This is a genomic window from Pectobacterium sp. S5 (assembly GCF_051707265.1).
In the GTDB taxonomy this organism is placed as follows: Bacteria; Pseudomonadota; Gammaproteobacteria; order Enterobacterales; family Enterobacteriaceae; genus Pectobacterium; species Pectobacterium polare.
The window spans coordinates 361,373-385,568 of sequence record NZ_JAULSZ010000004.1 but is presented as its reverse complement, the minus strand read 5'-3'; the positions used below and the strand labels follow the sequence as shown (position 1 = coordinate 385,568).

The 24,196-nt window shown below is 53.4% G+C and carries 22 protein-coding genes; 15 read left to right on the top strand and 7 right to left on the bottom strand.

Annotation, left to right across the window (positions count from 1 at the left end):
* The first annotated feature begins 39 nt into the window (after window positions 1–39).
* Complete coding sequence (gene sseB, locus QWJ20_RS16590) at window positions 40–834, top strand: enhanced serine sensitivity protein SseB (protein WP_095700234.1); 795 nt, start codon at window positions 40–42, stop codon at window positions 832–834.
* A gap of 36 nt (window positions 835–870) precedes the next feature.
* On the opposite strand, the gene QWJ20_RS16585 is transcribed toward sseB, so the two are convergent.
* The 4 genes from QWJ20_RS16585 to QWJ20_RS16570 form a co-directional block, all read right to left on the bottom strand.
* Window positions 871–1,659 (bottom strand): MurR/RpiR family transcriptional regulator, encoded by a 789-nt coding sequence (locus QWJ20_RS16585; RefSeq protein ID WP_349718532.1) that lies wholly within the window; start codon window positions 1,657–1,659, stop codon window positions 871–873.
* Window positions 1,660–1,699: 40 nt separating this feature from the next.
* Window positions 1,700–2,569, bottom strand: coding sequence for a 3-mercaptopyruvate sulfurtransferase (gene sseA, locus QWJ20_RS16580; RefSeq protein WP_433993048.1), 870 nt, complete (start codon window positions 2,567–2,569; stop codon window positions 1,700–1,702).
* A gap of 103 nt (window positions 2,570–2,672) precedes the next feature.
* Window positions 2,673–4,034, bottom strand: a complete 1,362-nt coding sequence (locus tag QWJ20_RS16575) for a 6-phospho-alpha-glucosidase (RefSeq protein ID WP_120358680.1) — start codon at window positions 4,032–4,034, stop codon at window positions 2,673–2,675.
* A gap of 13 nt (window positions 4,035–4,047) precedes the next feature.
* Entirely contained in the window at window positions 4,048–5,628 is a 1,581-nt protein-coding gene (locus tag QWJ20_RS16570) for a PTS transporter subunit EIIC (RefSeq protein WP_433993047.1), read from the bottom strand.
* 359 nt (window positions 5,629–5,987) lie between these two features.
* Between QWJ20_RS16570 and ndk the strand changes: the two genes are divergently transcribed.
* The 12 genes from ndk (at window position 5,988) to QWJ20_RS16510 (ending at window position 17,760) form a co-directional block, all read left to right on the top strand.
* Window positions 5,988–6,416 carry a nucleoside-diphosphate kinase gene (gene ndk / locus QWJ20_RS16565; protein WP_400359408.1) on the top strand — a complete coding sequence of 143 codons (429 nt, stop codon included), beginning with the start codon at window positions 5,988–5,990 and terminating at the stop codon, window positions 6,414–6,416.
* A 265-nt stretch (window positions 6,417–6,681) separates the two neighbouring features.
* Window positions 6,682–7,938, top strand: coding sequence for a bifunctional tRNA (adenosine(37)-C2)-methyltransferase TrmG/ribosomal RNA large subunit methyltransferase RlmN (locus QWJ20_RS16560; protein ID WP_224073332.1), 1,257 nt, complete (start codon window positions 6,682–6,684; stop codon window positions 7,936–7,938).
* Between the two features lie 189 nt (window positions 7,939–8,127).
* The gene (gene pilW / locus QWJ20_RS16555) at window positions 8,128–8,925 is read left to right on the top strand and encodes a type IV pilus biogenesis/stability protein PilW (RefSeq protein ID WP_433993046.1); all 798 of its coding nucleotides are present in this window, start codon (window positions 8,128–8,130) and stop codon (window positions 8,923–8,925) included.
* Window positions 8,915–9,913 (top strand): cytoskeleton protein RodZ, encoded by a 999-nt coding sequence (gene rodZ / locus QWJ20_RS16550; protein WP_433993045.1) that lies wholly within the window; start codon window positions 8,915–8,917, stop codon window positions 9,911–9,913. The genes pilW and rodZ overlap by 11 nt, the downstream gene beginning before the upstream one ends.
* A 40-nt stretch (window positions 9,914–9,953) precedes the next feature.
* Complete coding sequence (gene ispG, locus QWJ20_RS16545; protein ID WP_433993044.1) at window positions 9,954–11,075, top strand: flavodoxin-dependent (E)-4-hydroxy-3-methylbut-2-enyl-diphosphate synthase; 1,122 nt, start codon at window positions 9,954–9,956, stop codon at window positions 11,073–11,075.
* Window positions 11,076–11,212: 137 nt separating this feature from the next.
* Window positions 11,213–12,487 (top strand): histidine--tRNA ligase, encoded by a 1,275-nt coding sequence (gene hisS / locus QWJ20_RS16540; protein WP_433993043.1) that lies wholly within the window; start codon window positions 11,213–11,215, stop codon window positions 12,485–12,487.
* Between the two features lie 13 nt (window positions 12,488–12,500).
* Window positions 12,501–13,121, top strand: a complete 621-nt coding sequence (locus QWJ20_RS16535) for a YfgM family protein (protein WP_039486112.1) — start codon at window positions 12,501–12,503, stop codon at window positions 13,119–13,121.
* Window positions 13,122–13,131: 10 nt separating this feature from the next.
* Window positions 13,132–14,313: an outer membrane protein assembly factor BamB gene (bamB, locus tag QWJ20_RS16530; protein ID WP_095700227.1), complete on the top strand. Its 1,182-nt coding sequence runs from the start codon at window positions 13,132–13,134 to the stop codon at window positions 14,311–14,313.
* A 143-nt stretch (window positions 14,314–14,456) separates the two neighbouring features.
* A complete protein-coding gene (der, locus tag QWJ20_RS16525) occupies window positions 14,457–15,944 on the top strand; it encodes a ribosome biogenesis GTPase Der (protein WP_039486115.1) in 1,488 nt (495 codons plus the stop codon).
* Window positions 15,945–16,017: 73 nt separating this feature from the next.
* Window positions 16,018–16,977 carry an AEC family transporter gene (locus QWJ20_RS16520; RefSeq protein ID WP_109411542.1) on the top strand — a complete coding sequence of 320 codons (960 nt, stop codon included), beginning with the start codon at window positions 16,018–16,020 and terminating at the stop codon, window positions 16,975–16,977.
* A 112-nt stretch (window positions 16,978–17,089) separates the two neighbouring features.
* Window positions 17,090–17,533 (top strand): cupin domain-containing protein, encoded by a 444-nt coding sequence (locus QWJ20_RS16515; protein ID WP_433993042.1) that lies wholly within the window; start codon window positions 17,090–17,092, stop codon window positions 17,531–17,533.
* Window positions 17,534–17,535: 2 nt separating this feature from the next.
* Window positions 17,536–17,760, top strand: coding sequence for a zinc ribbon domain-containing protein (locus QWJ20_RS16510; RefSeq protein WP_433993041.1), 225 nt, complete (start codon window positions 17,536–17,538; stop codon window positions 17,758–17,760).
* 23 nt (window positions 17,761–17,783) lie between these two features.
* On the opposite strand, the gene QWJ20_RS16505 is transcribed toward QWJ20_RS16510, so the two are convergent.
* The 3 genes from QWJ20_RS16505 to xseA all read right to left on the bottom strand — a co-directional run bounded on the left by QWJ20_RS16505 (window position 17,784) and on the right by xseA (window position 20,793).
* The gene (locus QWJ20_RS16505) at window positions 17,784–18,128 is read right to left on the bottom strand and encodes a protealysin inhibitor emfourin (protein WP_433993040.1); all 345 of its coding nucleotides are present in this window, start codon (window positions 18,126–18,128) and stop codon (window positions 17,784–17,786) included.
* Window positions 18,125–19,168, bottom strand: coding sequence for a M4 family metallopeptidase (locus QWJ20_RS16500; protein WP_433993039.1), 1,044 nt, complete (start codon window positions 19,166–19,168; stop codon window positions 18,125–18,127). Before QWJ20_RS16500 ends, QWJ20_RS16505 begins: the two co-directional genes overlap by 4 nt.
* A 230-nt stretch (window positions 19,169–19,398) precedes the next feature.
* Window positions 19,399–20,793, bottom strand: coding sequence for an exodeoxyribonuclease VII large subunit (gene xseA / locus QWJ20_RS16495; protein ID WP_433993038.1), 1,395 nt, complete (start codon window positions 20,791–20,793; stop codon window positions 19,399–19,401).
* Window positions 20,794–20,964: 171 nt separating this feature from the next.
* On the opposite strand from xseA, the gene guaB reads away from it, so the two are divergent.
* Both guaB and guaA read left to right on the top strand, forming a co-directional pair.
* Window positions 20,965–22,431, top strand: a complete 1,467-nt coding sequence (gene guaB, locus QWJ20_RS16490; RefSeq protein WP_277516575.1) for an IMP dehydrogenase — start codon at window positions 20,965–20,967, stop codon at window positions 22,429–22,431.
* A 120-nt stretch (window positions 22,432–22,551) separates the two neighbouring features.
* Entirely contained in the window at window positions 22,552–24,129 is a 1,578-nt protein-coding gene (gene guaA / locus QWJ20_RS16485) for a glutamine-hydrolyzing GMP synthase (RefSeq protein ID WP_433993037.1), read from the top strand.
* Window positions 24,130–24,196 lie beyond the last annotated feature (67 nt).

Genomic DNA, 24,196 nt, shown 5'->3' with positions numbered 1-24,196 from the left:
TAACGCGTCAGTTTTTAACGTAATCATGTTGAGGAAAGTATGGAGTTTTCGCCACGTAATAAACTGGAAGAAGTGCTGATTCTGGCTGCAACAGAGCCAGCACATCGTCCTGAATTTTTCAGTGAACTGATGGAAGCCACGGTGTTTGTGCTGGGCAGTACCGATGACGGGGATGAATCCGGTGAGGTGGTATTGCATGCGGGCAGTAATGTGAACATTCAGCACTGGGAAAAAGACGATGGTTCATCCGCCATTCCTTTCTTCTCTTCTCTGGAAGCATTGCAGAGCGCGATTGCGGAAGAAGCCGCTTTTCTGGCCCTGCCGACGCGTTCGTTGTTTGAAATGACGCAGGGCGTCACGCTGTTCCTCAACCCTAAACTGCCGTATGGCAAAGAATTTTTGCCACAGGAAATTGAACATATTCTGTCTGGCGAAGGTAATGGCTTTGTTCAGCAGCGCGTTGTTGAAGAAGAGATGCAGGTCATACTGAGCCAGCCAGCCGAGATGCCAGCACAGATGATTGATTCCCTGACGCAGCTGTTTACCAAACATCGCCATGTAAAACGGGCGTTTCTGGCACAGATTCAGGAACCGGGCGAAGAGCAGCCGCACCTGCTGATTGGGATTGATGCCGATCAGGATGAAGAAATCATCATCCGTGAAGCGGGCAGCGTTGCCAGTGACACTTTACCGGACGAGCGTCCTGTCGACCTGTGTCTGGTGAAGGAAGGCGAATCGGGTATCAGTCATTATATGATTAAGCACACCACGCCGTTTTACGAGCGTAAGTGGGGGAGCTTCCTGAGAGAGTTTAAGGGAAGCGGTAACGCCTGATACCGGGTAGGTAAATTTGATAGAGGCAACGGCGGATTACGATTTTTCCGCTGTTGCCTGCAATAGCAGTAAATCAATCAGCATCACCAGATTCGATTCAAATGAGCTAATCTCACCGGCTTCCGCGGCATAGTGAACCGCATCATCGTAGAGCCGGAAGTGCAAATCGGCTAACTCGCCTAATGAATTCAACGACGCTCGGGTAAATGCGATTACCTTCATGCCAATGTTTTTGGCGATACGCGCCTTATCTAGCACCTGCTCAGTTTCCCCACTGCGGGAGATCGCGATAAACACCTGATACTTCGGCGCGTTATTGAGAAAAATGCCTCGGCTGTCTCCCAGCCCGGAAGAGAAGGCATCTTTCCCCAGCACCTGCAGTTTCTTCGCCAAATATTCAGCAAACAGATGAGAAAAACCTGCGCCATAGAGGAAAAAGTGGCTTTCCTGTCGCAGGATAGCGCTGAAAGCGGCTCTATCCTGATGGCTAATGTAGGCAAACGTGCGCTGATAATTGTCGACAAAATGCTGGAAAGCATCAGGAAGCGAAGCGTCATTGGGCGTAACGACAGGCGAGGGTGCGAGACGCGGATGCTCCGTGAGCAACGTTTTGCAGTGATAAATGAATTCACTGTAGCCGCTAAAGCCGATTTTCTGGCACAGCCGCATGATAGTCGCTGTGGAAACATAGGTCTTTTGCGCCAGCTCCCGCACCGTGATTTTGCCTATCAGTGATGAATGTTCGGCGATAAAAGCCAGCACGCGGTATTCCGCGCGCGTCAGCACCTGACCGTGCTGCATTAAGGACGCCAGCCGATTATCCACCTGCTACCCCTGATTGACGGCAATAAAATACCGAACGGAACTAATTACGCTCAATTGGGACATCATCGCGGCTCCCCCAATCGCTCCACGATCCGTCGTACAGTGTCACATTCGGGACATTTAACTGCGTCAGCGCCAGCACCACGACAGAGGCCGTTACGCCGGAGCCGCAGCTGGCGACGATGGGGCGAGTAAAATCTACCCCGTGTTTATGCAAAATGGTCGCCAGTTCGGCATTAGGTTTCAGCGCACCGTTACTCACCAAATCAGTCCACGGTACGTTGAGGCTGCCGGGAATGCGGCCGCGATGCAGGCCAGGACGCGGTTCATCCACCTCGGCGTTAAAACGGGGAGCGGGGCGGGCATCAACAATCTGTTCTGATTTATCCCGGCTGATGGAAAGCACGTCATCGCGTGAGCGAATCGCATTTTCATCCATCGTGGCGTGGAACGTGGTTGGCTTCGGCGTTACATCGCCTTGTTCCAGCGGTAGATTCTGCGCTGTCCAACCCGCCAGACCGCCGCTCAGGATCGAAAGTGATGTCGCGCCGAAGGTGTGCAGCATCCACCACGCACGTGGCGCGGAGAAGAGATTGCCTTCATCGTAAATCACCAGATGCTGCTGGTTATCGATCCCCAATTCGCCCATCGCGCGTGCGAAGTCTTCGCGAGTTGGCATCATATGTGGCAGATCGGTGCTGTGATCGGACAGCGTTTCAATATCAAAAAAAACCGCGCCAGGCAGATGACCGGCGCGGTATTCAGCGTGAATATCACGGGTGCTGTTGCCCGGCGGTAGCATCCGAGCGTCGATGAGTGTGATGCTGCTGTCATTCAGGTGGCTGGCAAGCCAGTCTGCGGAGACAAACCGCTCATGAGAAACGGGCAAATCAGAAGACGATGCTGACATAGATCCTCCACGTTGGGGCCGACGAATTCGACCCCGAATCTATCATTGATGTGCAATGATAGATTCATTGTCAGCGATTTTTCCTCATCCGACAAGTCGTGGATTATTGAGCGATACCGTCTCTATATGCTTGTTTTAATTGCGGCCAGTAATCCTGATTGGCTTCAATCATCTCGTCCAGAATGGCTTTGGCGTGCTGCATTGTCGGCACGGTTCGGTTCAGGGTAAATGCCTGCAAGGCCTTCTCGTAGCTGCCTTCCAACGTGGCTTCCACCAATAGTTGTTCAGACGCCAACTGCTGTTCCAGCAAGGCACGATGGAACTGCGGGACATTCCCCATCCGCACCGGCTCTGGACCTTGTGAAGTGATATAAGCAGGCACTTCCACCATCGCGTCGTAAGGCAGATTGGCGATGGCACCTTTATTCTCGACGATCACCAGATGGCGCTGGCGCAGATCGAACGCCAGCGAGCAGGCGACATCAACGATGAACGATCCGTGTACGCCAACGTGGAACGCATCGGACAGAATCCCGGTTTCTTTGTAGCTGGCGGCGGCCGCAAACAGCTTCTTCTCACGCCCGTCCATCACTTCATTGGCGCGCGTGTAGTCAGGATCCTGATGCTCCACGATCTGATTCGGCATCAGGTAGTACTGCAAATACGGATTCGGCACGAATTCTGGGAAATGATCCATGACTGGTTTGATGTTGCGCCAGGTTTTCACCCACGACGGATCGGCGTGCTGCGGATCGGTATCGGCGGCATCGGCGGTCAACAGGCCGTAGCGGGCGATGTGTTCGCGCAGTTCTGGCATACGATCGACGCCGTCGACCAGCACGCGGGTAAACCAGCCAAAGTGATTCAGCCCGAAATAATCCACCGTGATGTCGTGGCGATCGACGCCCAGCACGGCTGCAATGTTACGCATCGCGGCAACCGGCATGTCACAGATATTCAGCACGCGGGCGTTAGGACGCAGGCGGCGCACGCCTTCGGCAACAATTGCGGCGGGGTTGGAGTAATTGACGATCCACGCTTCTTTATGCGCATAGCGCTCAACCAGATCGATCAGCTCAGCCATCGGCAGAATCGTACGCAGGCCGTAGGCCAGCCCGCCGGGGCCACAGGTTTCCTGCCCGACGACGCCGTGACGTAGTGGGATTTTCTCGTCCTGTTCGCGCATCTTGTACTGGCCAACGCGCATCTGAGCAAAGACAAAGTGAGCACCAGTAAACGCGGTTTCCGCGTCGGTTGTGACGGTAAAGACGATGCTGTCACTGTGGTCGCGAATCACTTTTTCCACCACCGGCGCGATGATGTCCTGCCGCGGGCCGTCGATGTCATACAAACGAATCTCCGCCAGCGGGAAATCCGCGAGACGTACCATCAGACTCTTTACGATGCCTGGGGTATAGGTACTGCCGCCGCCGGCAATGGTCAGAATGAATGGGGGTTTCGTCATGGTCAGTCTCCTGTTAAAGCGCGTTTTCAACTGCTTCGCGTATCGTTTTGACGTGAAGTCCGTAAACCACCTGTACGTTGTTACCCTGTCGGATAACGGCTTTCGCACCGGTGCTCTTAAGTTGTTGTTCGTCTACCAAAGCCGGGTCGATGAGCGTGACCCGCAGGCGGGTGTAGCAGTTATCCACCACCTCGATATTGGGTTTGCCACCCAGCCCGGCGATGATGGTGGCACCCACAAGCTGGGCATCGCCTTTCACCGCGTCCTGCGTTTTTGCCGGACTCTCGGTCTTGGACTGATATTCGGTTTTGGAATACAGCCGCGTCTCTTCCTCATCGGACTCACGCCCTGGTGTTGGCATGTCGAAGTACAGAATCAGGAAGCGGAAGACGAAGAAGTAAATCACCGACATGGTCAGCCCAACCGCGATGTACATCGGCCAGTTGGATTTTTCGGTGCCCAGCGGCAGGTTATAAAGCAGGAAATCGATGACACCGTTGGCACCAATCGCATGCACGCCCATGATGGAGAACAGCATCATGCCTATGCCGGTGAGTACGGCGTGGACGGCAAACAGCATCGGCGCGACGAACAGGAAGGAGAACTCTAGCGGCTCGGTGACGCCCAGTAAGAAAGAGGTAAACGCGGCCGGAATAAGAATAGCTTTGGCGGCCAGCCGTTTTTCTGTCTTCGCTGTCACGTACATCGCCAGCGCAGCGGCCGTCAGACCAAACATTTTACTGATACCGCGAGCATCCCAGACCACGGTGGAACTCAGCTGTTTGACGTCCTGACAGGCCATTTCAGCAAAATAGATGTTACGTGCGCCCTGATACAGCTTGCCGCACACTTCTGCGGTGCCGCCCAGTTCGGTGTACAAGAACGGGGTATAGACCAGATGATGCAGCCCGGTGGGGATCAGTACGCGTTCGAGAAAGCCATAAATCGCGATGCCAACAGGGCCCGCACCTTTGATAGCGAAAGCCAGCCAGGTAATACCGTGCTGAGCAAACGGCCACAGAGCGCTCATCGCAAAGCCCAGCGCAATTGCCAGCGGAATAACCAGAATGGCGACGAAACAGTGGCCTGAATAGATCGCCATCACGCCGTTAAACTGTTTACTGGAATAGCGGTTATACAGATAGCCTGCGAATCCGCCGATCAAAATACCGGCGAAAACGCCCATTTCCAGCACCTGAACGCCCAGCACCATGCCTTGCCCGGCGGGGCGCATTTCTGCCGCTGGCACGAGCTTACCCTGTAATTGCAGCGTGATGTTCATGGCATTAATGAAGATGATAAACATCACCAGACCAATCAGCGCAGCGTAGCCTTTATCGCGTTTCGCCAGCCCGATCGGGATTCCGACGGCGAACACCAGCGCCAAATTAGCCAGAATCGCCACGGCAGATTTGGAAATCAGTTGACCAAAATCCTGAATCAAGGGGTGATTAAGTAAAGGGACATAGCCCGCTAAATTGCCGTTACCGAACACATTCCCAAATGCGATGAATAACCCGACAATCGGGAGTATCAGCACCGGCCCATACAGGGACTTGCCGAAATTTTGCAATGCATTGACCGCTCTTTTCATTATCAGCCCTCTTACTGGCCATTATGGTGGGTACAGCAGCAAGGCTAGCAGTGAATGACAAAGAGATTCCAGTTATCTTATTGTTTTAAAAACAAATAACCTATAACGTTACAAGTAACCTTCAGAACTGTGATCGCCGATGATTTGTTACATTCAGCATTGGGGCGGTGAGAAACGAAAAAGCGTGATGCGCAATCGTTAATGAAGAGAAAATGAGAGGTAATATTTTTTTAATAAAATGTTATCTACTTGGTAGGCAACAAAGGCCGCTACCCCTATAATTTGCGCCACTTTCACTGGCTGGGTATACAATTCTTATAATCCGGCTGTAATCTGACAGTTTAGTTAATGAGGTCAATATGACGATAGAACGTACCTTCTCCATCGTAAAACCTAACGCGGTTGCTAAAAATGCCATCGGTGCGATTTACGCACGCTTTGAAAGCGCTGGTTTTACCATTGTTGCGGCTAAAATGCTGCGTCTGAGCCGTGAGCAAGCGGAAGGTTTTTACGCTGAGCATAAAGGCAAGCCGTTCTTTGATGGCCTGGTTGAATTCATGATGTCTGGCCCGATCATGGTGCAGGTGCTGGAAAGTGAAAACGCCGTTCAACGTAACCGTGACATCATGGGGGCGACCAACCCAGCAAATGCACTGGCGGGAACGCTGCGTGCTGATTATGCGGACAGCTTCACAGCGAACGCGGTGCACGGTTCTGACTCTATCGAATCCGCTCAGCGTGAAATTGCTTATTTCTTCAGCGAAGACGAAATCTGCGCGCGCGCGTAAATGAAACAACGGTTACGCACGATGAATTGTTGTGCGTGATAACAGGTCAGCCTGTGATGTTGCTTCTTTTTTGTTGCGTTAGTGCGCGACAGCGAAGTAATGACACAGAAAAAAAGCGGTGATGGTAGCTTACCTGTTTTAAAATTTGTACAATGCTGCGCCCCGGATGAGCCTGCACTTATCCGGGGCGTTTCTTTGGTCATTACCATCGAATTCAACCTTCTTTTTAGCGCCATAACGTGTAATAACGAGGCCAGGATTGACAATGTCTAAGCAAATCGCGTCTGAAACCGTCGTGTCTGAAACGACGGCATCTCACACTACCGCATCTACAACTACCGTATCCGAGCAAACCGTGTCTGAATTCACTCCGGCGTCCGCTGATGCCTCTCAATCCGTCAAAGCCAGTGCGGAAAAAATCAACCTGTTGGATCTGAACCGCCAGCAAATGCGTGACCTCTTCATGTCGATGGGAGAGAAACCGTTCCGCGCCGATCAGGTCATGAAGTGGATGTATCACTACTGCTGTGATGACTTCAACCAGATGACGGATATTAACAAAGTCTTCCGCACCAAATTGCAGGAGATCGCTGAAATTCGCGCCCCTGAAGTGGTGGACGAACAGCGCTCTTCCGACGGCACCATCAAGTGGGCGATTCTGGTGGGCGGTCAACGGGTTGAAACGGTTTATATTCCAGAAGAAGATCGCGCCACGCTGTGTGTGTCGTCTCAGGTAGGCTGTGCGCTGGAGTGCAAATTCTGTTCAACGGCGCAGCAGGGCTTTAACCGTAACCTGCGCGTATCGGAAATCATCGGACAGGTGTGGCGTGCGGCGAAGATTATCGGTGCGTTTAAAGTCACCGGCCAGCGTCCAATCACCAACGTTGTGATGATGGGTATGGGCGAACCGTTGCTGAACCTGACTAACGTGGTGCCAGCGATGGAAATCATGCTGGATGACTTCGGCTTTGGTTTGTCCAAGCGTCGTGTGACGCTGTCTACGTCAGGCGTAGTGCCTGCGTTGGATAAACTGGGCGATATGATCGATGTTGCGCTGGCGATTTCTCTGCATGCGCCGACCGACGACATCCGCAACGAAATCATGCCGATCAACAAAAAGTACAATATTGAGATGTTCCTGAGCGCGGTACGTCGCTATCTGGAAAAATCCAATGCGAATCAGGGACGTGTTACCGTTGAGTATGTGATGTTGGATCATATCAATGATGGCACTGAGCACGCGCATCAATTGGCGGAATGCCTGAAAGATACGCCGTGCAAGATCAACCTGATTCCGTGGAACCCGTTCCCGGGCGCGCCGTATGGCCGCAGCTCAAATAGCCGTGTTGACCGTTTCTCCAAGGTACTGATGGAGTATGGCTTCACGACGATCGTACGTAAGACCCGTGGGGATGACATTGATGCTGCCTGCGGTCAGCTGGCGGGTGAAGTCGTAGACAGAACCAAACGTACGCTGAAGAAGAAAATGGCCGGTGAACCTATCGCGGTGAAAGCGGTCTGATATCAAATCGGTGCGGGTTAATGCGGAAGCATTAACCCGATGTCGTTCTCTGAGGTCATTTGCAGGGTAAAAGTGAGCAAATTGCGAGACGTGCCGCGTTGTTGTTAGGTCTGACTGTCACCCTGTTCATATTCAGGTAACCTCGCAGGTCAGGATGTCTGACAAAGACGACAAGGCGGGGGAACAGGGATGGCAAAGCCACTATCACAGAGACTTTCTTTATTACAAGGAATGTCTTTATCACAGGGAATGTATTGGCTGAGTGGCCTGGTCGCGGTGCTGTTGTTAGTGGGGTGTGTGACATCGCCTCAGGAGACAACAAATCCCGCGGTCGCCCAAACCCGCTTGCAGTTAGGGTTGACCTATCTGGCGCGCAACAATCTGGATTCGGCACGGCAGAATCTTGAGAAGGTGGTAGCGATTGCTCCGCAGGATTATCGAACACAATTGGGGATGGCGCTTTACGAGCAGCGGATAGGTGAAAATCGTCTGGCTGAACAGCGTTATCAGCATGTGTTGAACATGGCGCCGGAAAATGGCAGCGTCATGAATAATTACGGTGCGTTTCTGTGTAGTTTAGGGCAGTATGTAGCGGCTCAGCGACAGTTTAGTGCGGCTGCACAACTTCCTGATTACAGTCAGGTTGCTGATGCGTTGGAAAATGCGGGATACTGCTTTTTCAATGCCGGACAGACTGAAGACGCGCGCAATTTATTGAGTCGGGCGCTGAAGTATGACCCGACGAAAGGCAGTGCTTTGCTGACGGAAGCAAACCAACAGTTTGCTGCCGGGAAAAATGAGCAAACGCAGCTGCTGCTTGATATTTACCAGCATATTCTTCCGGCCAGTGCCGAAAGCTTATGGTTACAGATTCGTTTCGCCGCGTTAGCGGGCCATGATGGCGATAAAGAACGTTATGGCAACGTGCTGGCGCGAAGTTTTCCACAATCTAAACAGTACCAGCATTTCTTAGCTAATGAATACTGAAGCCACCCAAGATAAAACAGAAGCAAAACTACCCGGCGAACGTCTGCGTGAGGCGCGTGAACGCCTTGGGCTGACTCAGCAAACTATTGCTGAGCGTTTGTGCCTTAAAATCACCACCGTTCGCGATATTGAAGACGGGACGACGCCTGCTGATTTAGCGCCGACTTTTCTGCGCGGCTATATCCGTTCTTATGCCAAGCTGGTTCATTTACCCGAAGATGAACTGCTTCCCATCGTGGATAAGCAGGCCATACCTAAAACGATCTCAGTCTCGCCGATGCAGAGTTTTTCGCTGAAAAAAAGCCGCAAAAAGCGTGATGGCTGGTTGATGACAATCACCTGGTTGGTCGTGCTGGTTGTTCTGGGGTTAACGGGCGCATGGTGGTGGCAAAACCATCAGGCTCAGCAGGCGGAAATCAACAGCATGGTCGATCACGCCAGTTCGATGCAGGCACAGGCGGAAGGGCAGTCCGTTCCACTGATGGACAACAGCGCAGCGCAGGAAACGGCGACGCCGGACTCTACAGTGGCACCTTCTACGCCAGTTGATCTTTCTGCTACTGTTGCGGCGACACCTTCAACGCCTTCTTCTTCTACAACCGCACCATCTGCTACTCCATCCAGCCAATCACCTTCACACGCGAACGCCGCACAGCCACAGGCTGCGGGCAATGCTCTGTTGGGCGCTGGGGCCGTGGCTCCCGCTGCGGGGACGGTAGCGGAGAGCAATCCGGCCTCTGCGGCTCATGCCTTGGTGATGACTTTCAAGGCCGATTGCTGGCTGGAAGTGACGGATGCCAGCGGTAAGAAACTGTTCAGCGGTATGCAGCGTAATGGCGGCACACTGAATCTGGATGGTCAGTCACCCTATAAACTTAAAATTGGTGCGCCTGCTGCGGTACAGATTCAATTTCAAGGTAAGCCAGTCGATTTAAGCCAATTTGTGCGTAGCAGTCAGGTTGCACGTCTGACGCTGACCGCAGAATAATGTGTTGTTCAGGTAAGACTGCAATGTTGGAGATGAAGTAATGCATAACGCTGCACCCATAACCCGTCGAAAATCAACACGGATTTACGTCGGCAAGGTGCCTGTTGGTGATGGTGCGCCGATTGCGGTGCAATCCATGACCAACACGAAAACCACCGACGTTGAAGCTACCGTTAACCAAATCAGAGCGCTGGAACGTGTTGGCGTCGATATCGTCCGCGTCTCCGTGCCAACCATGGACGCGGCGGAAGCCTTTAAGCTTATCAAACAGCAGGTGAATGTCCCGCTCGTTGCTGATATCCATTTTGACTACCGCATCGCGCTGAAAGTTGCGGAATACGGTGTCGACTGTCTGCGTATCAACCCCGGCAATATCGGTAATGAAGAGCGTATTCGCTCGGTTGTCGACTGCGCGCGTGACAAAAATATCCCGATCCGCATTGGTGTTAACGGCGGTTCGCTGGAAAAAGATTTGCAGGAAAAATACGGTGAGCCAACGCCGGAAGCGCTGTTGGAATCGGCGATGCGCCATGTCGATATTCTTGATCGCCTGAACTTCGATCAGTTTAAAGTCAGCGTCAAAGCCTCAGACGTATTCCTTGCCGTGCAATCCTATCGTTTGCTGGCTTCACGTATCGATCAGCCGCTGCACCTCGGTATTACCGAAGCGGGTGGCGCACGTAGCGGCGCGGTGAAATCAGCTATCGGCCTCGGTCTGCTGCTGTCTGAAGGCATTGGTGACACGCTGCGTATCTCGCTGGCGGCCGATCCAGTTGAAGAAGTGAAAGTCGGCTTCGATATCCTGAAATCGCTGCGCATTCGTGCTCGAGGGATCAACTTCATTGCTTGCCCGACCTGTTCTCGCCAGGAATTTGACGTGATCGGTACGGTGAATGCGCTGGAACAACGGCTGGAAGATCTCATCACGCCGATGGATGTTTCGATTATCGGCTGCGTGGTGAATGGTCCCGGCGAAGCGCTGGTGTCGACGATTGGTGTTACGGGTGGACACAACAAGAGCGGCTTCTATGAAGACGGCGTGCGGCAGAGAGAGCGCTTCGATAACGAACAGATGATCGATCAGTTAGAAGCCAAGATCCGCGCGAAAGCCTCCATGATGGACGAAAATCAGCGTATTACCGTCAATCTGGTGGATAAGTAACCCTGACGGCGTGACGGTATGCCGTCACCCGCATAATTAACGATTCCTGAACCCGATGGGGATGCCCCGCATTGAAGATGCGACGACAATCCCTCTATAATCGGGTTTATTTTTTGAAAAACGCATAGAGAACTGACGTGGCAAAAAATATTCAAGCCATCCGTGGCATGAACGATTACCTGCCAGCCGAAACGGCATTGTGGCAGCGTATTGAAAACAGCCTGAAACAGGTGCTCAGCGGCTACGGCTATAATGAAATTCGTTTGCCGATTGTCGAGCAAACGCCGCTGTTTAAGCGCGCTATCGGTGAAGTGACCGATGTCGTCGAAAAAGAGATGTATACCTTTGACGATCGCAATGGCGATAGCCTGACTCTGCGCCCGGAAGGGACGGCAGGCTGCGTCCGCGCCGGTATTGAGCACGGTATTCTCTATAATCAGGAACAGCGGCTGTGGTATGTCGGCCCGATGTTCCGCTACGAGCGTCCGCAGAAAGGGCGCTATCGCCAGTTCCATCAGTTGGGCTGTGAAGTGTTTGGTCTGCAAGGGCCGGATATTGATGCCGAACTGATCCTGATGACGGCCCGCTGGTGGCGTGTGCTGGGCATCGCCGACCACGTGAAGCTGGAACTGAACTCGATTGGTTCGTTAGACGCGCGCGCCCGCTATCGCGAAGCGCTGGTGGCGTTCCTCGAACAGCATAAAGATCAGTTGGATGAAGACTGCCTGCGCCGGATGTACACCAACCCGCTGCGCGTTTTGGATACGAAAAATCCGCAGATTCAGGTGTTGCTGAATGACGCGCCAGTGCTGACGGACTATCTGGATGATGAATCGCGTGAACACTTTGAAGCGCTGGGTGAACTTTTAACGCAGTCCGGCATCCCATATACCGTTAATCCGCGCCTGGTTCGTGGTTTGGATTACTATAACCGCACCGTATTTGAGTGGGTGACAACCAGCCTGGGCGCACAGGGCACGGTCTGTGCCGGTGGGCGTTATGATGGTATGGTGGAACAGCTGGGCGGGCACGCGACGCCAGCGGTCGGTTTTGCGATGGGTCTGGAGCGTCTGGTTCTGCTGGTGCAGTCTGTCAATCCAGAGTTCAAAGCACAGTCAGGCGTAGATGCTTATCTGATTTCTTCAGGTGCGGGAACGCAGGTTGCGGCAATGCAACTGGCGGAGAAATTACGTGACGCGCTGCCGCAGTTGAAACTGATGACCAACTACGGTGGTGGTAACTTTAAGAAGCAATTTGCTCGCGCTGATAAATGGGGCGCACGCGTCGCATTGGTATTAGGCGAAAATGAAGTGGCGGCCGGTCAGGTTGTGGTTAAAAACCTGAGCAATGGCGAGCAGGATACATTGGCACAGGCCGACGTCGCATCGCGGCTGGCAACGTTACTGGATTGAGGAGAGAGACACCGTGGAAGTCTATACCACAGAGAATGAACAGGTTGATGCACTACGTCGTTTCCTCGCGGAGAACGGAAAGGCGTTAGTTGTCGGTGTTGTGCTGGGCGTTGGCGCACTGGTTGGCTGGCGTTTCTGGCAAAGCCATCAAAATGACAGCGTGCAGGCGGCATCGGCATCTTATCAGCAGGTGACGGAGCAATTGGCCGAAGGCAAAGCTGAAGCGATTGCTTCAACTGAGAAATTTACGGCTGAGAATAAGAATACCTATGGTGCGCTGGCTTCTCTGGAGCTGGCTCGTCATTACGTTGATCAGAAAGATTATGCTAAAGCCGCACAGCAGCTGGTACAGGCGCAGTCGCAAACTAAAGATGCCGACCTGCTGGCGGTAGTGAATCTGCGTCTGGCGCGGGTTCAGCTACAGGAAAACAAAGCGGATGACGCGCTGAAAACATTGGATGCCATCAAACTGGAAGGTTGGGCGTCACAGGCTGCGGAAGTGCGTGGTGATATCCTGGTGAGCAAAGGGGATAATCAGGCTGCGCGCGATGCCTACAACAAAGGGTTGTCTTCCAATCCATCGCAGGCACAGCAAGCGTTACTGCGTATGAAACTGAATAACCTGTCCAGCTAAGAGGAATTCCATGCAATTGCGTAAAACACTTTTGGTAGGACTGGTTTCTGTTGCCCTGCTGAGCGGATGTTCGCTGTTTAACAGCGAAGAAGATGTTGTCACTATGTCTCCACTGCCGCAGGTGGAAAACCAGTTCACGCCAACCAAGGTGTGGAACAGCTCGGTTGGGAGCGGGATTGGTGAGTTTTATTCCAATCTTCACCCCGCATGGCAGGATAATCGCGTTTTTGCTGCCGATCGTCGTGGCACCGTGAAAGCGATGGATCTGAGTGACGGCAAAGAGATTTGGCGCGCGGATCTGTCAGAGAAGACCAATTTCTTCTCCCGCAATAATCCAGCGCTGCTGTCCGGCGGTGTAGCGGTTTCTGGTAACCATGTCTATGTCGGCAGCGAAAGAGCGCAGGTTTATGCGCTGAACGCGGAAGATGGTACGCCGGTATGGCAGACCAAAGTAGCTGGCGAAGCGCTGTCTCGCCCTGTCGTCAGCGACGGTGTAGTGCTGATTCACACCAGCAACGGCATGTTGCAGGCATTGAATGAAGCCGATGGCGCAATCAAGTGGAGCGTCAACTTAGATATGCCGACGCTGTCTCTGCGCGGTGAATCTGCCCCGACAACCGCATTTGGTGCGGCGATTGTGGGTGGTGATAACGGTCGTGTAAACGCCGTGATGATCAATCAGGGCCAGCTTATTTGGCAACAGCGTATTTCACAGCCGAGTGGCGCAACCGAAATCGATCGTCTGAATGATGTCGACACCACGCCAGTTGTCGCGGGCGAAGTGGTTTACGCGCTGGGCTATAATGGCAACATGACTGCGCTGGATCTGCGTTCTGGTCAGGTTCTGTGGAAGCGTGAACTGGGTTCAGTACATGATTTCATCATTGACGGCGACCGCATCTATCTGGTCGATCAGGACGATCGTGTCGTGGCGTTGAACACCAACGGCGGCGTGAGCCTGTGGCGTCAAAGCGATCTGCTGCACCGTAACTTAACGGCTCCGGCGCTGTATAATGGTTATCTGGTTGTCGGCGATGCCGAAGGGTATCTGCACTGGCTGAATACGGCAGATGGTCGCTTCGTGGCGCAGCAAAAAGTGGATAGCTCTGGCTTCCTGAGCAAGCCTGTGGTTGCCAGCGATAAGCTGCTGATTCAGGCGAAAAACGGTGATGTCTACGCGTTCACTCGCTAAGTAACCCGTATTGATTTGGAGCACAGCGTTTTTGGGTGTGCTCGTATAACGGCTCCTGACATTATCAGGGGCCGTTTCGTCTTTTTATCGTCAGCGAGTACTTCGCTGTAACGTATTGAAATATAAGTAATGAGGTTGTAACAATGATACCTGTCGTCGCGCTGGTCGGGCGCCCGAATGTGGGGAAATCCACGCTATTTAACCGCTTAACGCGCACTCGTGATGCGTTAGTGGCGGATTTTCCTGGGCTGACTCGTGACCGCAAGTATGGTCGTGCAGAAGTGGAAGGGCATGAATTTATTATCGTCGATACCGGTGGCATCGACGGTACAGAAGACGGTGTGGAAACACGCATGGCGGGCCAATCGCTGGTCGCGATTGAAGAGGCGGATATCGTGCTGTTCATGGTGGATGCTCGCGCGGGGCTGATGCCTGCGGATGAAGGTATTGCCAAGCATTTGCGCAGCCGTAAAAAAACCACGGTGCTGGTCGCCAATAAGACCGATGGCCTCGACCCAGATACGGTCACGGCGGATTTCTACTCGCTCGGTATGGGTGAAGTGTACGCGATCGCGGCGTCTCATGGCCGTGGCGTGACGTCACTGCTGGAAACGGTTTTGTTGCCGTTCGTCCAAGATGAAATAGAAGAGCCGGTCGAGTTAACCGAAGAAGAAGAGAATGCGGCTTACTGGGCAGCGCTAGAAGCGGAAGATAAGGCCAGCGAAGAAGAAGCAGAAGACGATTTCAATCCTGAAGATTTGCCGATCAAACTGGCGATTGTTGGGCGTCCGAACGTGGGTAAATCTACGCTGACTAACCGTATTCTGGGTGAAGAGCGCGTGGTGGTGTATGACATGCCGGGCACGACGCGTGACAGTATCTACATCCCTATGGTGCGTGACGAACGTGAATACGTTCTGATTGATACCGCAGGGGTACGTAAGCGCGGAAAAGTGACGGAAACGGTAGAGAAATTCTCCGTGATCAAGACGCTGCAAGCGATTGAAGATGCCAACGTAGTTCTGCTGGTTATCGATGCGCGTGAAGGTATTTCCGATCAGGATCTCTCGCTGTTGGGCTTTATCCTCAATAGTGGGCGCTCACTGGTGATCGTAGTGAACAAGTGGGATGGACTGTCACAGGAAGTGCGCGATCAGGTGAAAGATATGCTCGATCTGCGCCTCGGCTTTATCGATTTTGCCCGCATTCACTTCATTTCTGCGCTACACGGTAGCGGTGTGGGTAATCTGTTTGAGTCGGTAACCGAAGCCTATTCTTGCGCGACTCGTCGCGTCAGTACGGCCATGTTAACCCGCGTGATGCAAATGGCGGCAGACGATCATCAGCCGCCGCTAGTGCGCGGTCGTCGCGTGAAGCTGAAATATGCGCACGCCGGTGGTTATAACCCGCCGATTGTGGTGATCCACGGTAATCAGGTGAAAGACCTGCCGGATTCTTACAAGCGCTACCTGATGAACTACTATCGTCGTTCGCTGGAAGTGATGGGCACGCCGATTCGTATTCAGTTTAAAGAAGGGGAAAACCCCTTTGCAGACAAGCGCAATACGCTGACGCCAAACCAGCTCCGCAAGCGTAAGCGGTTGATGTCGCATCTTAAAAAAAGTAAGTGATTTATTTACGGGGCGAATAGCGATATTCGCCCCGTTTTGTTAAAGACGAAACCAATAATAATCAAGGAAAGCCATGTCCTGGGAAACCTGGAGTTTTGCGTTCAACGTCACGATGCCCAATTTGTTGATGTTGTTTATGGGTGTTGCGTTGCGCAAAATCGGCCTGCTAAATGACGCCTTTTGCGATGCAGCGATGCGTCTGGTGTTCAATCTTTCTTTGCCTTGCCTGCTGTTTTTCAGCGTGGCAAGCAATCATCAATCGTTTTCGGAACAGTGGCCGCTGGTGCTGTATGGCACGTTAGGCACGCTGGCGACATTCCTGCTGCTGGAAATTGCTGCCGTCCGCCTCATTAAAGAACCCACTGAGCGTGGCATCTTCGTGCAGGGCGGCTTCCGCTCTAATACGGGTATCATGGGGCTCGCGTTTGCCGTGAGTGCGTATGGTGAAGAGGGCGTAGCGGTGGGGTCGCTGTATCTGGTTGTCACGGTGATCATGTTCAACGCGCTGTCGGTGATTACCCTCACGCGCAGTTTGCAGCGCAAATCACCGGATCAACGTATCAGTGTTCTCATGTTATTACGAGGCATCGCCACCAACCCGCTGATTATCGGTTTACTCTGCGGTGCCGCGTATGCGCAGAGCCATCTACCGATGCCTGGCGTGATTAAACAAACGGGCAGCTTTATTTCCTCAATGGCGTTGCCGCTGGCGTTACTCTGTGCCGGAGCCAGTCTGGAGTGGCGCAGTATGTTTCGGTCATCTAACGTCGCGATGCTTGCTTCCGTGGCGAAGCTGTTGGTCGTTCCAGGGTTGTTGACGTTTGGGGGATGGCTGGTGGGCTTCCGGGGCGTTGAACTCGGTATTATCTTCCTGTTTTCCTCAACGCCGACGGCATCGGGAAGCTACGTGATGACGCGGGCGATGGGCGGAAATGCTACGCTGGCGGCGAATATCATCGGGCTGACGACAGCGGGAGCCTTCTTTGTGATTGCGTTCGGGCTCTACTTTTTACGTTCACTGGGCGTGATTTAGCGCTGTTGGCTTCTGTTGCAGTAAGTGACAGAGTCTTACGTCTTGCCTTTTGGCTGACAGAACAGGAATTTGATAGCGTACTCTTGGACAGTCTTCTTCCAGAGGCGCAGTGATGAAAACAAAGCATTCTGAGCGGGACGTACATTGCCAGCGGATTGCCCCGCAGACCCAGTATCAGGGCAAACAAGGCTTGGTTTACTCGGTTGGAATTTCACGTGAGACGGTGGGTGCCCAACATCTTCATATGCAATTAGCGTGGATTCCGCCGCGTTCGCAAGGCAAGGCGCATAAGCACGAGCATCACGAAACGGCGATTTACGCGCTGAGCGGTATTTCCTGTGTGTATTACGGGGAACAGCTTGAAAACACGATTGAATTACCCGAAGGTAATTTCCTCTATATTCCTGAGAACGTCCCGCATTTGCCCTATAATCCCAGTGACGACGTCGCCGTGCTGGTCATTTCCCGCACTGACGCCAACGAGCAGGAAAGTGTGGTTATGCTGCCGGAATTGGACAGAAATGTGCTGCCTGAACGTGATGAAACGAGAGGATAAATATGGAAGCAAATTGCCCGAGTTGTGATCATCCTCTGGTCTGGAAAAGCGGTGCGTGGTTTCAGTGTACGGCCTGCCAGCAGGATTATCTGCGTGAGGCCGCGTGCCCTGAATGTAAGCACTCGCTTCAGGAACTGAAAGCCTGTGGTGCGGTGGATTATTTTTGCCAGCAGCATGGGATGATTTCCAAACGGCAAGTCGTGTTCAGCTACGCGCCTGCCGATTAAATTCATTATTACCCAATCAATGGTTACTCCTGTACGCCGTTGCGCCACAGCTCGGTCAGCTCCGGTGGCGCACGGTTTTCGGGGATCAGCAGAATGACATCGGTATATTGATTCTGCTGCGGTTGGCAGTAGCTGATATGGATGCGGTAATAGAACTGGTCGCCACGTCCTAGACCATCAGGTTCACCGGGTTCGCGAGCCTGAGGCGCGGCATTACGGATCGCGTTACAAATCCGCTCCCGTTCGGATGGCGGTACGCTGGCGAGCGCGAAACGTCGCGGCCCCGCCAGCTTGGGGATAAAGGCGAATCCCCCTTCACGCGCTAGCTCAATGATGGCATCGTCGTTGAGCTCCGGCAGCGTTTTCATAAGAACTCCTGCCGTACCTCCACGCCTACCGTTTCCCACGACTGCATAACGATATCGGCAACGGTGTGGTTAAAACGTTGAGCGGCATGTTGAATGGTGTGGCGCGCGAAAATTTCGAAGTCTGCATTTTGCGGCAGCGTTTTATCACACAGCGTGTCGTACCAGATGCGACCCGCTTTTTCCCATGAATGGCCGCCCAGCGCGATGGCTGTAAGATAGAATGCCCGGTTGGCGATGCCTGAATTCAAGTGTACGCCGCCGTTGTCTTCGCGCGTGTTCACATACTCGTTCATGTGAGAGGGCTGGGGGTCGATACCGAGCAGCTCATCATCATACGCCGTGCCCGGATGAGACATTGACCGCAGCCCCATGCCGTGAATACCCTCGGCCAGAAGCTTGTCACCGATAAGCCAATCGGCCTGCTCAGCGGTTTGCCCCAAATGATACTGCTTGACCATGGAGCCAAAGACATCGGACAGCGATTCATTTAGCGCACCGGACTGGCGGAAATAAATCAGACCCGCTTCATTTTCGGTGATGCCGTGAGTGAGTTCATGTGCGACCACATCAAGCGCAATCGTGAAGCGATTAAAGATTTTGCCGTCACCATCTCCGAACACCATTTGCTGCCCGTTCCAGAAGGCGTTCTGATAATCCTGACCGTAATGTACTGTACCAGCCAGCGATAGCCCCTCGGCATCCAGCGAGTTACGTTGGAAAATCTTCCAGAAGAAATCATAGGTTACGCCCAGATAGTTGTAGGCCTCATCGACGGCGATATCGCCGTTGCTGGATTGGCCTTCAGCGCGAACCAGCTTGCCGGGCAACTGTTGTTGCTGTTCGGCATCGTGAATACTGCGATTTGCCTGCCCCGCGGGTAATTTCTCATGGGGTTCCGGGCGCGGATGGTGGCTAACCATCAATGACTGAACGTGCATCAGCGTTTGTTGCGCACAGTGGCGCTGCTCGTCTGTGCCGTTTGCGATAATGCGATGCAAAATGTAAGGGGGGATCACGCTACAAATCGGTCTGGACTTCATACCTCATCTCCTTGAAAACGCTCATCAGGGGTAACACAGACGATCAACAAAGCTCACTGTCTTTTTATCCTATCCGCATCACCGCGCAGAGGCTGATAACCCGTGCGGTGAAAACGGTGAATATAAATTAGTGAGCTGGGAATGAGTATAGTTCAGATGCGGTGGGTAAGAATGGGGGATTGCCGTTGTTTTAGGACAAATCCCCATTCACGCATTTTATGCCGTTCGCGTTATTTTGGCGTCAGAGATGAGGGTTTTCGCCGCTTTTTCGCGGAATTTGGATTCGGAGCCAGCGTCGTGACCTGACTTTCTATCCAGCCGTCCTGTAAACGAGTTTTCAGCGTTTCGCCGGGGGAAATTTGCGCGACGTTTTTCAGCACTTTACCGTCCGGGGCGGTGGTGACGTTATAGCCACGCGCCAGCGTCGCCAGCGGGCTAACGCCTTCCAGCCGCGAACAGGCGATACCCAGCTTCTGCTTGTTCTGATTCAACTGACGTTCTACTGCGCTTTGCATCTGATAGCTCAACTGCTGCAAACGCTGCTGCGCACGATGAATGCGGGTTTGCGGCTGCTGTTGCATCAGACGCTGTTGTAAGCGTTCACTTCGGCGTGAAGTCTGCCGAAGCTGCTGCTGCATGGCATCATCCAGCCGCTGACGCAGTTTAACCAGTTGTGCCTGCTGACGCGCCAGTCGCAGCTGTGGATGCTGCTGCTGTAAACGGTGGTGCAGGCGGGTAAATTCCCGATTACGCTGGGCAAGGTAATAATCCATCGCCATTTCCAGACGCTGGCGCTGGGACTGTATCTGACGCAATAGCTCAAGTTGGTTACGACTCACTAACTCGGCAGCAGCCGACGGCGTGGGCGCTCGCAGGTCACCGACGAAATCGGCGATGGTGACATCGGTTTCATGGCCGACGGCGCTGACGATAGGAATGCGGCTGGCGAAAATCGCGCGAGCGACCCGTTCGTCATTAAAGCTCCAGAGATCTTCCAGCGAACCGCCGCCACGCCCGACGATTAACACATCACACTCATCCCGTTGGTTAGCCAGCTCAATAGCGCGAACAATCTGTAGCGGCGCTTCCGCACCTTGCACCGACGTGGGATACACGATCACCGGCAGTGACGGATCGCGGCGCTGCAACACCTGCAAGATATCGTGCAAGGCGGCACCGCTGGCTGATGTAATCACGCCGACCTGCTTGGCGGGAGAGGGCAGAACCTGCTTAAACTGTTGGTCGAACAACCCTTCGGCAGCGAGGCGCTGCTTGAGCTGTTCAAACTGCTGCTGTAGCAGGCCATCACCAGCGGGCTGCATGCTTTCCGCCAGTAGCTGATAGTCGCCACGGGGTTCATACAGCGTAATGCTCGCCCGAATCAGCACTTGCTGACCGTTTTGCGGGCGGAACGTCACTTTGCGGTTGCTGGTACGAAACATCGCGCAGCGCACCTGTGCACGTTCATCTTTTAGCGTGAAATACCAGTGGCCGGATGAGGGCTGAGAGAGGTTGGAGATTTCGCCGGAGAGCCAAATCTGGCCCATTTCCATTTCCAACAGTTGTCTGACCGTCTGATTTAGGCGGCTAACGGTAAAAATTGCAGAGGAGGGAAATTGAGACATTGTGAGCCAGATCAAATTTTAAAACAGTCACTTAATTGATCGATACTACCTACCTGAAAAAGGTAATCAAGCATTTTAGTAAAATAATGCTGGAGGCAACCGATTACGCCCTGTAGAATGCCACGGCAATATTTTATCTATTCTTACATCCACCTTGGTGAGATATTGCCCATGCTACGTATCGCTAAAGAAGCACTGACGTTTGACGACGTCCTCCTTGTTCCCGCTCATTCTACTGTTCTGCCTAATACTGCCGATCTGTCTACGCAGTTGACGAAAAACATTCGCCTGAATATCCCTATGCTGTCCGCAGCAATGGATACCGTTACCGAATCCGGCCTGGCCATTGCGCTGGCGCAGGAAGGCGGTCTGGGCTTTATTCACAAAAATATGTCGATTGAGCGTCAGGCTGAAGAAGTTAGCCGCGTGAAAAAATACGAAAGTGGCGTTGTGGTTGATCCACAGTCGGTGACGCCAGAAACGACGCTGCGTGAAATGAAAGCGCTGACCGAGCGCAACGGCTTTGCGGGTTACCCAGTCGTGGCAAAAGACAACGAACTGGTCGGTATCATCACCGGTCGTGACGTGCGTTTTGTTACCGATTTGGAAAAACCGGTTAGCGCGTTCATGACGCCGAAAGAGCGTCTGGTCACGGTCAAAGAAGGCGAAGCGCGTGATGTCGTGCTGCAAAAAATGCACGAAAAACGCGTCGAAAAAGCGCTGGTGATTGACGATCAATTCCACCTGATCGGCATGATCACGGTAAAAGATTTCCAGAAAGCAGAACGTAAACCGAACGCGTGTAAAGATGAACACGGTCGTCTGCGCGTAGGCGCAGCGGTTGGCGCCGGTGCGGGTAACGAAGAGCGCGTTGATGCGCTGGTTGCCGCAGGTGTTGACGTCCTGCTGATCGACTCCTCACACGGCCATTCCGAAGGCGTATTACAGCGTATTCGTGAAACACGTGCTAAATACCCGAACCTCGAAATCATCGGCGGCAACGTCGCGACGGGCTCAGGTGCGAAAGCGCTGGTTGAAGCGGGCGTCAGCGCCGTGAAAGTCGGTATCGGCCCTGGTTCTATCTGTACGACCCGTATCGTGACAGGCGTGGGCGTACCGCAGATTACGGCTATCTCTGATGCGGTTGAAGCGCTGGAAGGCACAGGCATTCCGGTCATCGCCGATGGCGGTATCCGCTTCTCCGGCGACATCGCTAAAGCCATCGCAGCTGGCGCGGCCTGTGTCATGGTTGGTTCCATGCTGGCGGGTACGGAAGAATCCCCAGGTGAAATCGAACTGTATCAAGGCCGTTCATTCAAATCTTACCGCGGTATGGGTTCACTGGGCGCAATGTCCAAAGGCTCATCAGACCGTTACTTCCAGACCGATAACGCTGCCGACAAACTGGTGCCGGAAGGTATCGAAGGCCGCGTAGCCTATAAAGGCCGTCTGAAAGAGATTGTTCACCAGCAGATGGGCGGCTTGCGCTCCTGCATGGGCCTGACTGGTTGCGCCACTATCGACGCACTGCGCACGCAGGCTGAGTTTGTACGCATCAGCGGCGCGGGCATTCAGGAAAGCCACGTTCACGACGTTACCATTACTAAAGAGTCACCGAACTACCGTATGGGTTCATAAGGTGATTTAACGCAATAAACCCTGTACTATTTTGCGCCGCTCCGCCTTTGCATAAGGCCGAGCGGTTAGCTGGGTTTACTTTTTTTGTTTTTGTCTTTTGCTTTTTGGAACATGCTCCTCATGACTCAAAACATTCATCAACACCGCATTCTTATTCTGGATTTCGGCTCGCAGTACACGCAGTTGGTTGCACGTCGCGTGCGTGAACTGGGCGTTTACTGTGAACTGTGGGCATGGGATGTCACGGAAGCACAGATTCGCGGGTTTAATCCGAGCGGGATCATCCTGTCCGGCGGCCCGGAAAGCACCACCGAGTTTGGCAGCCCACGTGCGCCAGAATACGTTTTCAATGCTGGCGTACCGGTATTAGGCGTGTGCTATGGCATGCAGACGATGGCGATGCAGTTGGGTGGCCACGTTGAAGGTTCCAACGAGCGTGAGTTTGGTTATGCGCAGGTAGAAGTGAAAACGGATAGCGCGCTGGTGCGTGATATTCAGGATGCGTTGAGCGCCGCTGGCGCACCGCTGCTGGATGTCTGGATGAGCCACGGCGATAAAGTGACGGCGATCCCAGAAGGGTTTGAGACCGTTGCCAGCACCGATACTTGTCCGTTTGCCATCATGGCTAACGAAGAGAAGCGTTTTTATGGCGTACAGTTCCACCCGGAAGTGACGCACACCCGTCAGGGCCAGCGCATGCTGGAGCGTTTTGTTCTTGATATCTGCCAGTGTGAAGCACTGTGGACGCCAGCCAAGATCATCGACGATGCGGTGAACCGTATTCGTGAGCAGGTAGGCAACGATCACGTGATTCTGGGTCTGTCTGGCGGCGTGGATTCATCCGTTACTGCGATGCTGCTGCACCGCGCGATTGGCGATCGTCTGACCTGCGTGTTTGTCGATAACGGCCTGCTGCGCCTGAACGAAGCCGATCAGGTTCTGGAAATGTTCGGCGATCATTTCGGTCTGAACATTGTTCACGTGGCGGCGGAAGAGCGCTTCCTGAGTGAGCTGGCGGGTGAAGATGAACCGGAAGCCAAACGTAAAATCATTGGCCGCGTGTTTGTTGAATTGTTCGATGAAGAAGCCAGCAAGCAGGAAGAAGTGAAATGGCTGGCGCAAGGCACCATCTACCCAGACGTGATCGAATCTGCGGCTTCTGCAACTGGCAAAGCGCACGTGATCAAGTCACACCACAACGTAGGTGGCCTGCCGAAAGAGATGAAGCTGGGTCTGGTCGAGCCGCTGAAAGAGCTGTTCAAAGACGAAGTGCGTAAGATCGGTCTGGAACTGGGTCTGCCGTACAATATGCTGTACCGCCATCCGTTCCCGGGCCCAGGTCTGGGCGTGCGTGTGCTGGGTGAAGTGAAGAAAGAGTACTGTGACCTGTTGCGTCGTGCGGATGCGATCTTCATCGAAGAACTGCACAAAGCCGACCTGTACAACAAGGTTAGCCAGGCATTCACCGTCTTCCTGCCAGTTCGTTCCGTGGGCGTGATGGGCGATGGCCGTAAATACGATTGGGTTGTCGCGCTGCGCGCGGTAGAAACCATCGACTTTATGACCGCGCACTGGGCACACCTGCCATACGACTTCCTTGGCCGCGTCTCCAACCGCATCATCAACGAAGTCGACGGCATCTCCCGCGTCGTTTATGACGTATCGGGCAAGCCACCTGCGACGATTGAGTGGGAATGATTTAACGTCTGGCATCGACCAGCACTCACTAGCAAGAAACACTCTGAAGCCCGCGTAATTGCGGGTT

Bases quoted from the DNA above. Each gene is read 5' to 3' on its own strand.
- sseB (WP_095700234.1), top strand. From the start codon at position 40: ATGGAGTTTTCGCCACGTAATAAACTGGAAGAAGTGCTGATTCTGGCT.
- sseA (WP_433993048.1), bottom strand. From the start codon at position 2,569: ATGTCAGCATCGTCTTCTGATTTGCCCGTTTCTCATGAGCGGTTTGTC.
- QWJ20_RS16575 (WP_120358680.1), bottom strand. From the start codon at position 4,034: ATGACGAAACCCCCATTCATTCTGACCATTGCCGGCGGCGGCAGTACC.
- QWJ20_RS16570 (WP_433993047.1), bottom strand. From the start codon at position 5,628: ATGAAAAGAGCGGTCAATGCATTGCAAAATTTCGGCAAGTCCCTGTAT.
- ndk (WP_400359408.1), top strand. From the start codon at position 5,988: ATGACGATAGAACGTACCTTCTCCATCGTAAAACCTAACGCGGTTGCT.
- QWJ20_RS16560 (WP_224073332.1), top strand. From the start codon at position 6,682: ATGTCTAAGCAAATCGCGTCTGAAACCGTCGTGTCTGAAACGACGGCA.
- pilW (WP_433993046.1), top strand. From the start codon at position 8,128: ATGGCAAAGCCACTATCACAGAGACTTTCTTTATTACAAGGAATGTCT.
- rodZ (WP_433993045.1), top strand. From the start codon at position 8,915: ATGAATACTGAAGCCACCCAAGATAAAACAGAAGCAAAACTACCCGGC.
- ispG (WP_433993044.1), top strand. From the start codon at position 9,954: ATGCATAACGCTGCACCCATAACCCGTCGAAAATCAACACGGATTTAC.
- bamB (WP_095700227.1), top strand. From the start codon at position 13,132: ATGCAATTGCGTAAAACACTTTTGGTAGGACTGGTTTCTGTTGCCCTG.
- der (WP_039486115.1), top strand. From the start codon at position 14,457: ATGATACCTGTCGTCGCGCTGGTCGGGCGCCCGAATGTGGGGAAATCC.
- QWJ20_RS16520 (WP_109411542.1), top strand. From the start codon at position 16,018: ATGTCCTGGGAAACCTGGAGTTTTGCGTTCAACGTCACGATGCCCAAT.
- QWJ20_RS16515 (WP_433993042.1), top strand. From the start codon at position 17,090: ATGAAAACAAAGCATTCTGAGCGGGACGTACATTGCCAGCGGATTGCC.
- QWJ20_RS16510 (WP_433993041.1), top strand. From the start codon at position 17,536: ATGGAAGCAAATTGCCCGAGTTGTGATCATCCTCTGGTCTGGAAAAGC.
- QWJ20_RS16505 (WP_433993040.1), bottom strand. From the start codon at position 18,128: ATGAAAACGCTGCCGGAGCTCAACGACGATGCCATCATTGAGCTAGCG.
- QWJ20_RS16500 (WP_433993039.1), bottom strand. From the start codon at position 19,168: ATGAAGTCCAGACCGATTTGTAGCGTGATCCCCCCTTACATTTTGCAT.
- xseA (WP_433993038.1), bottom strand. From the start codon at position 20,793: ATGTCTCAATTTCCCTCCTCTGCAATTTTTACCGTTAGCCGCCTAAAT.
- guaB (WP_277516575.1), top strand. From the start codon at position 20,965: ATGCTACGTATCGCTAAAGAAGCACTGACGTTTGACGACGTCCTCCTT.
- guaA (WP_433993037.1), top strand. From the start codon at position 22,552: ATGACTCAAAACATTCATCAACACCGCATTCTTATTCTGGATTTCGGC.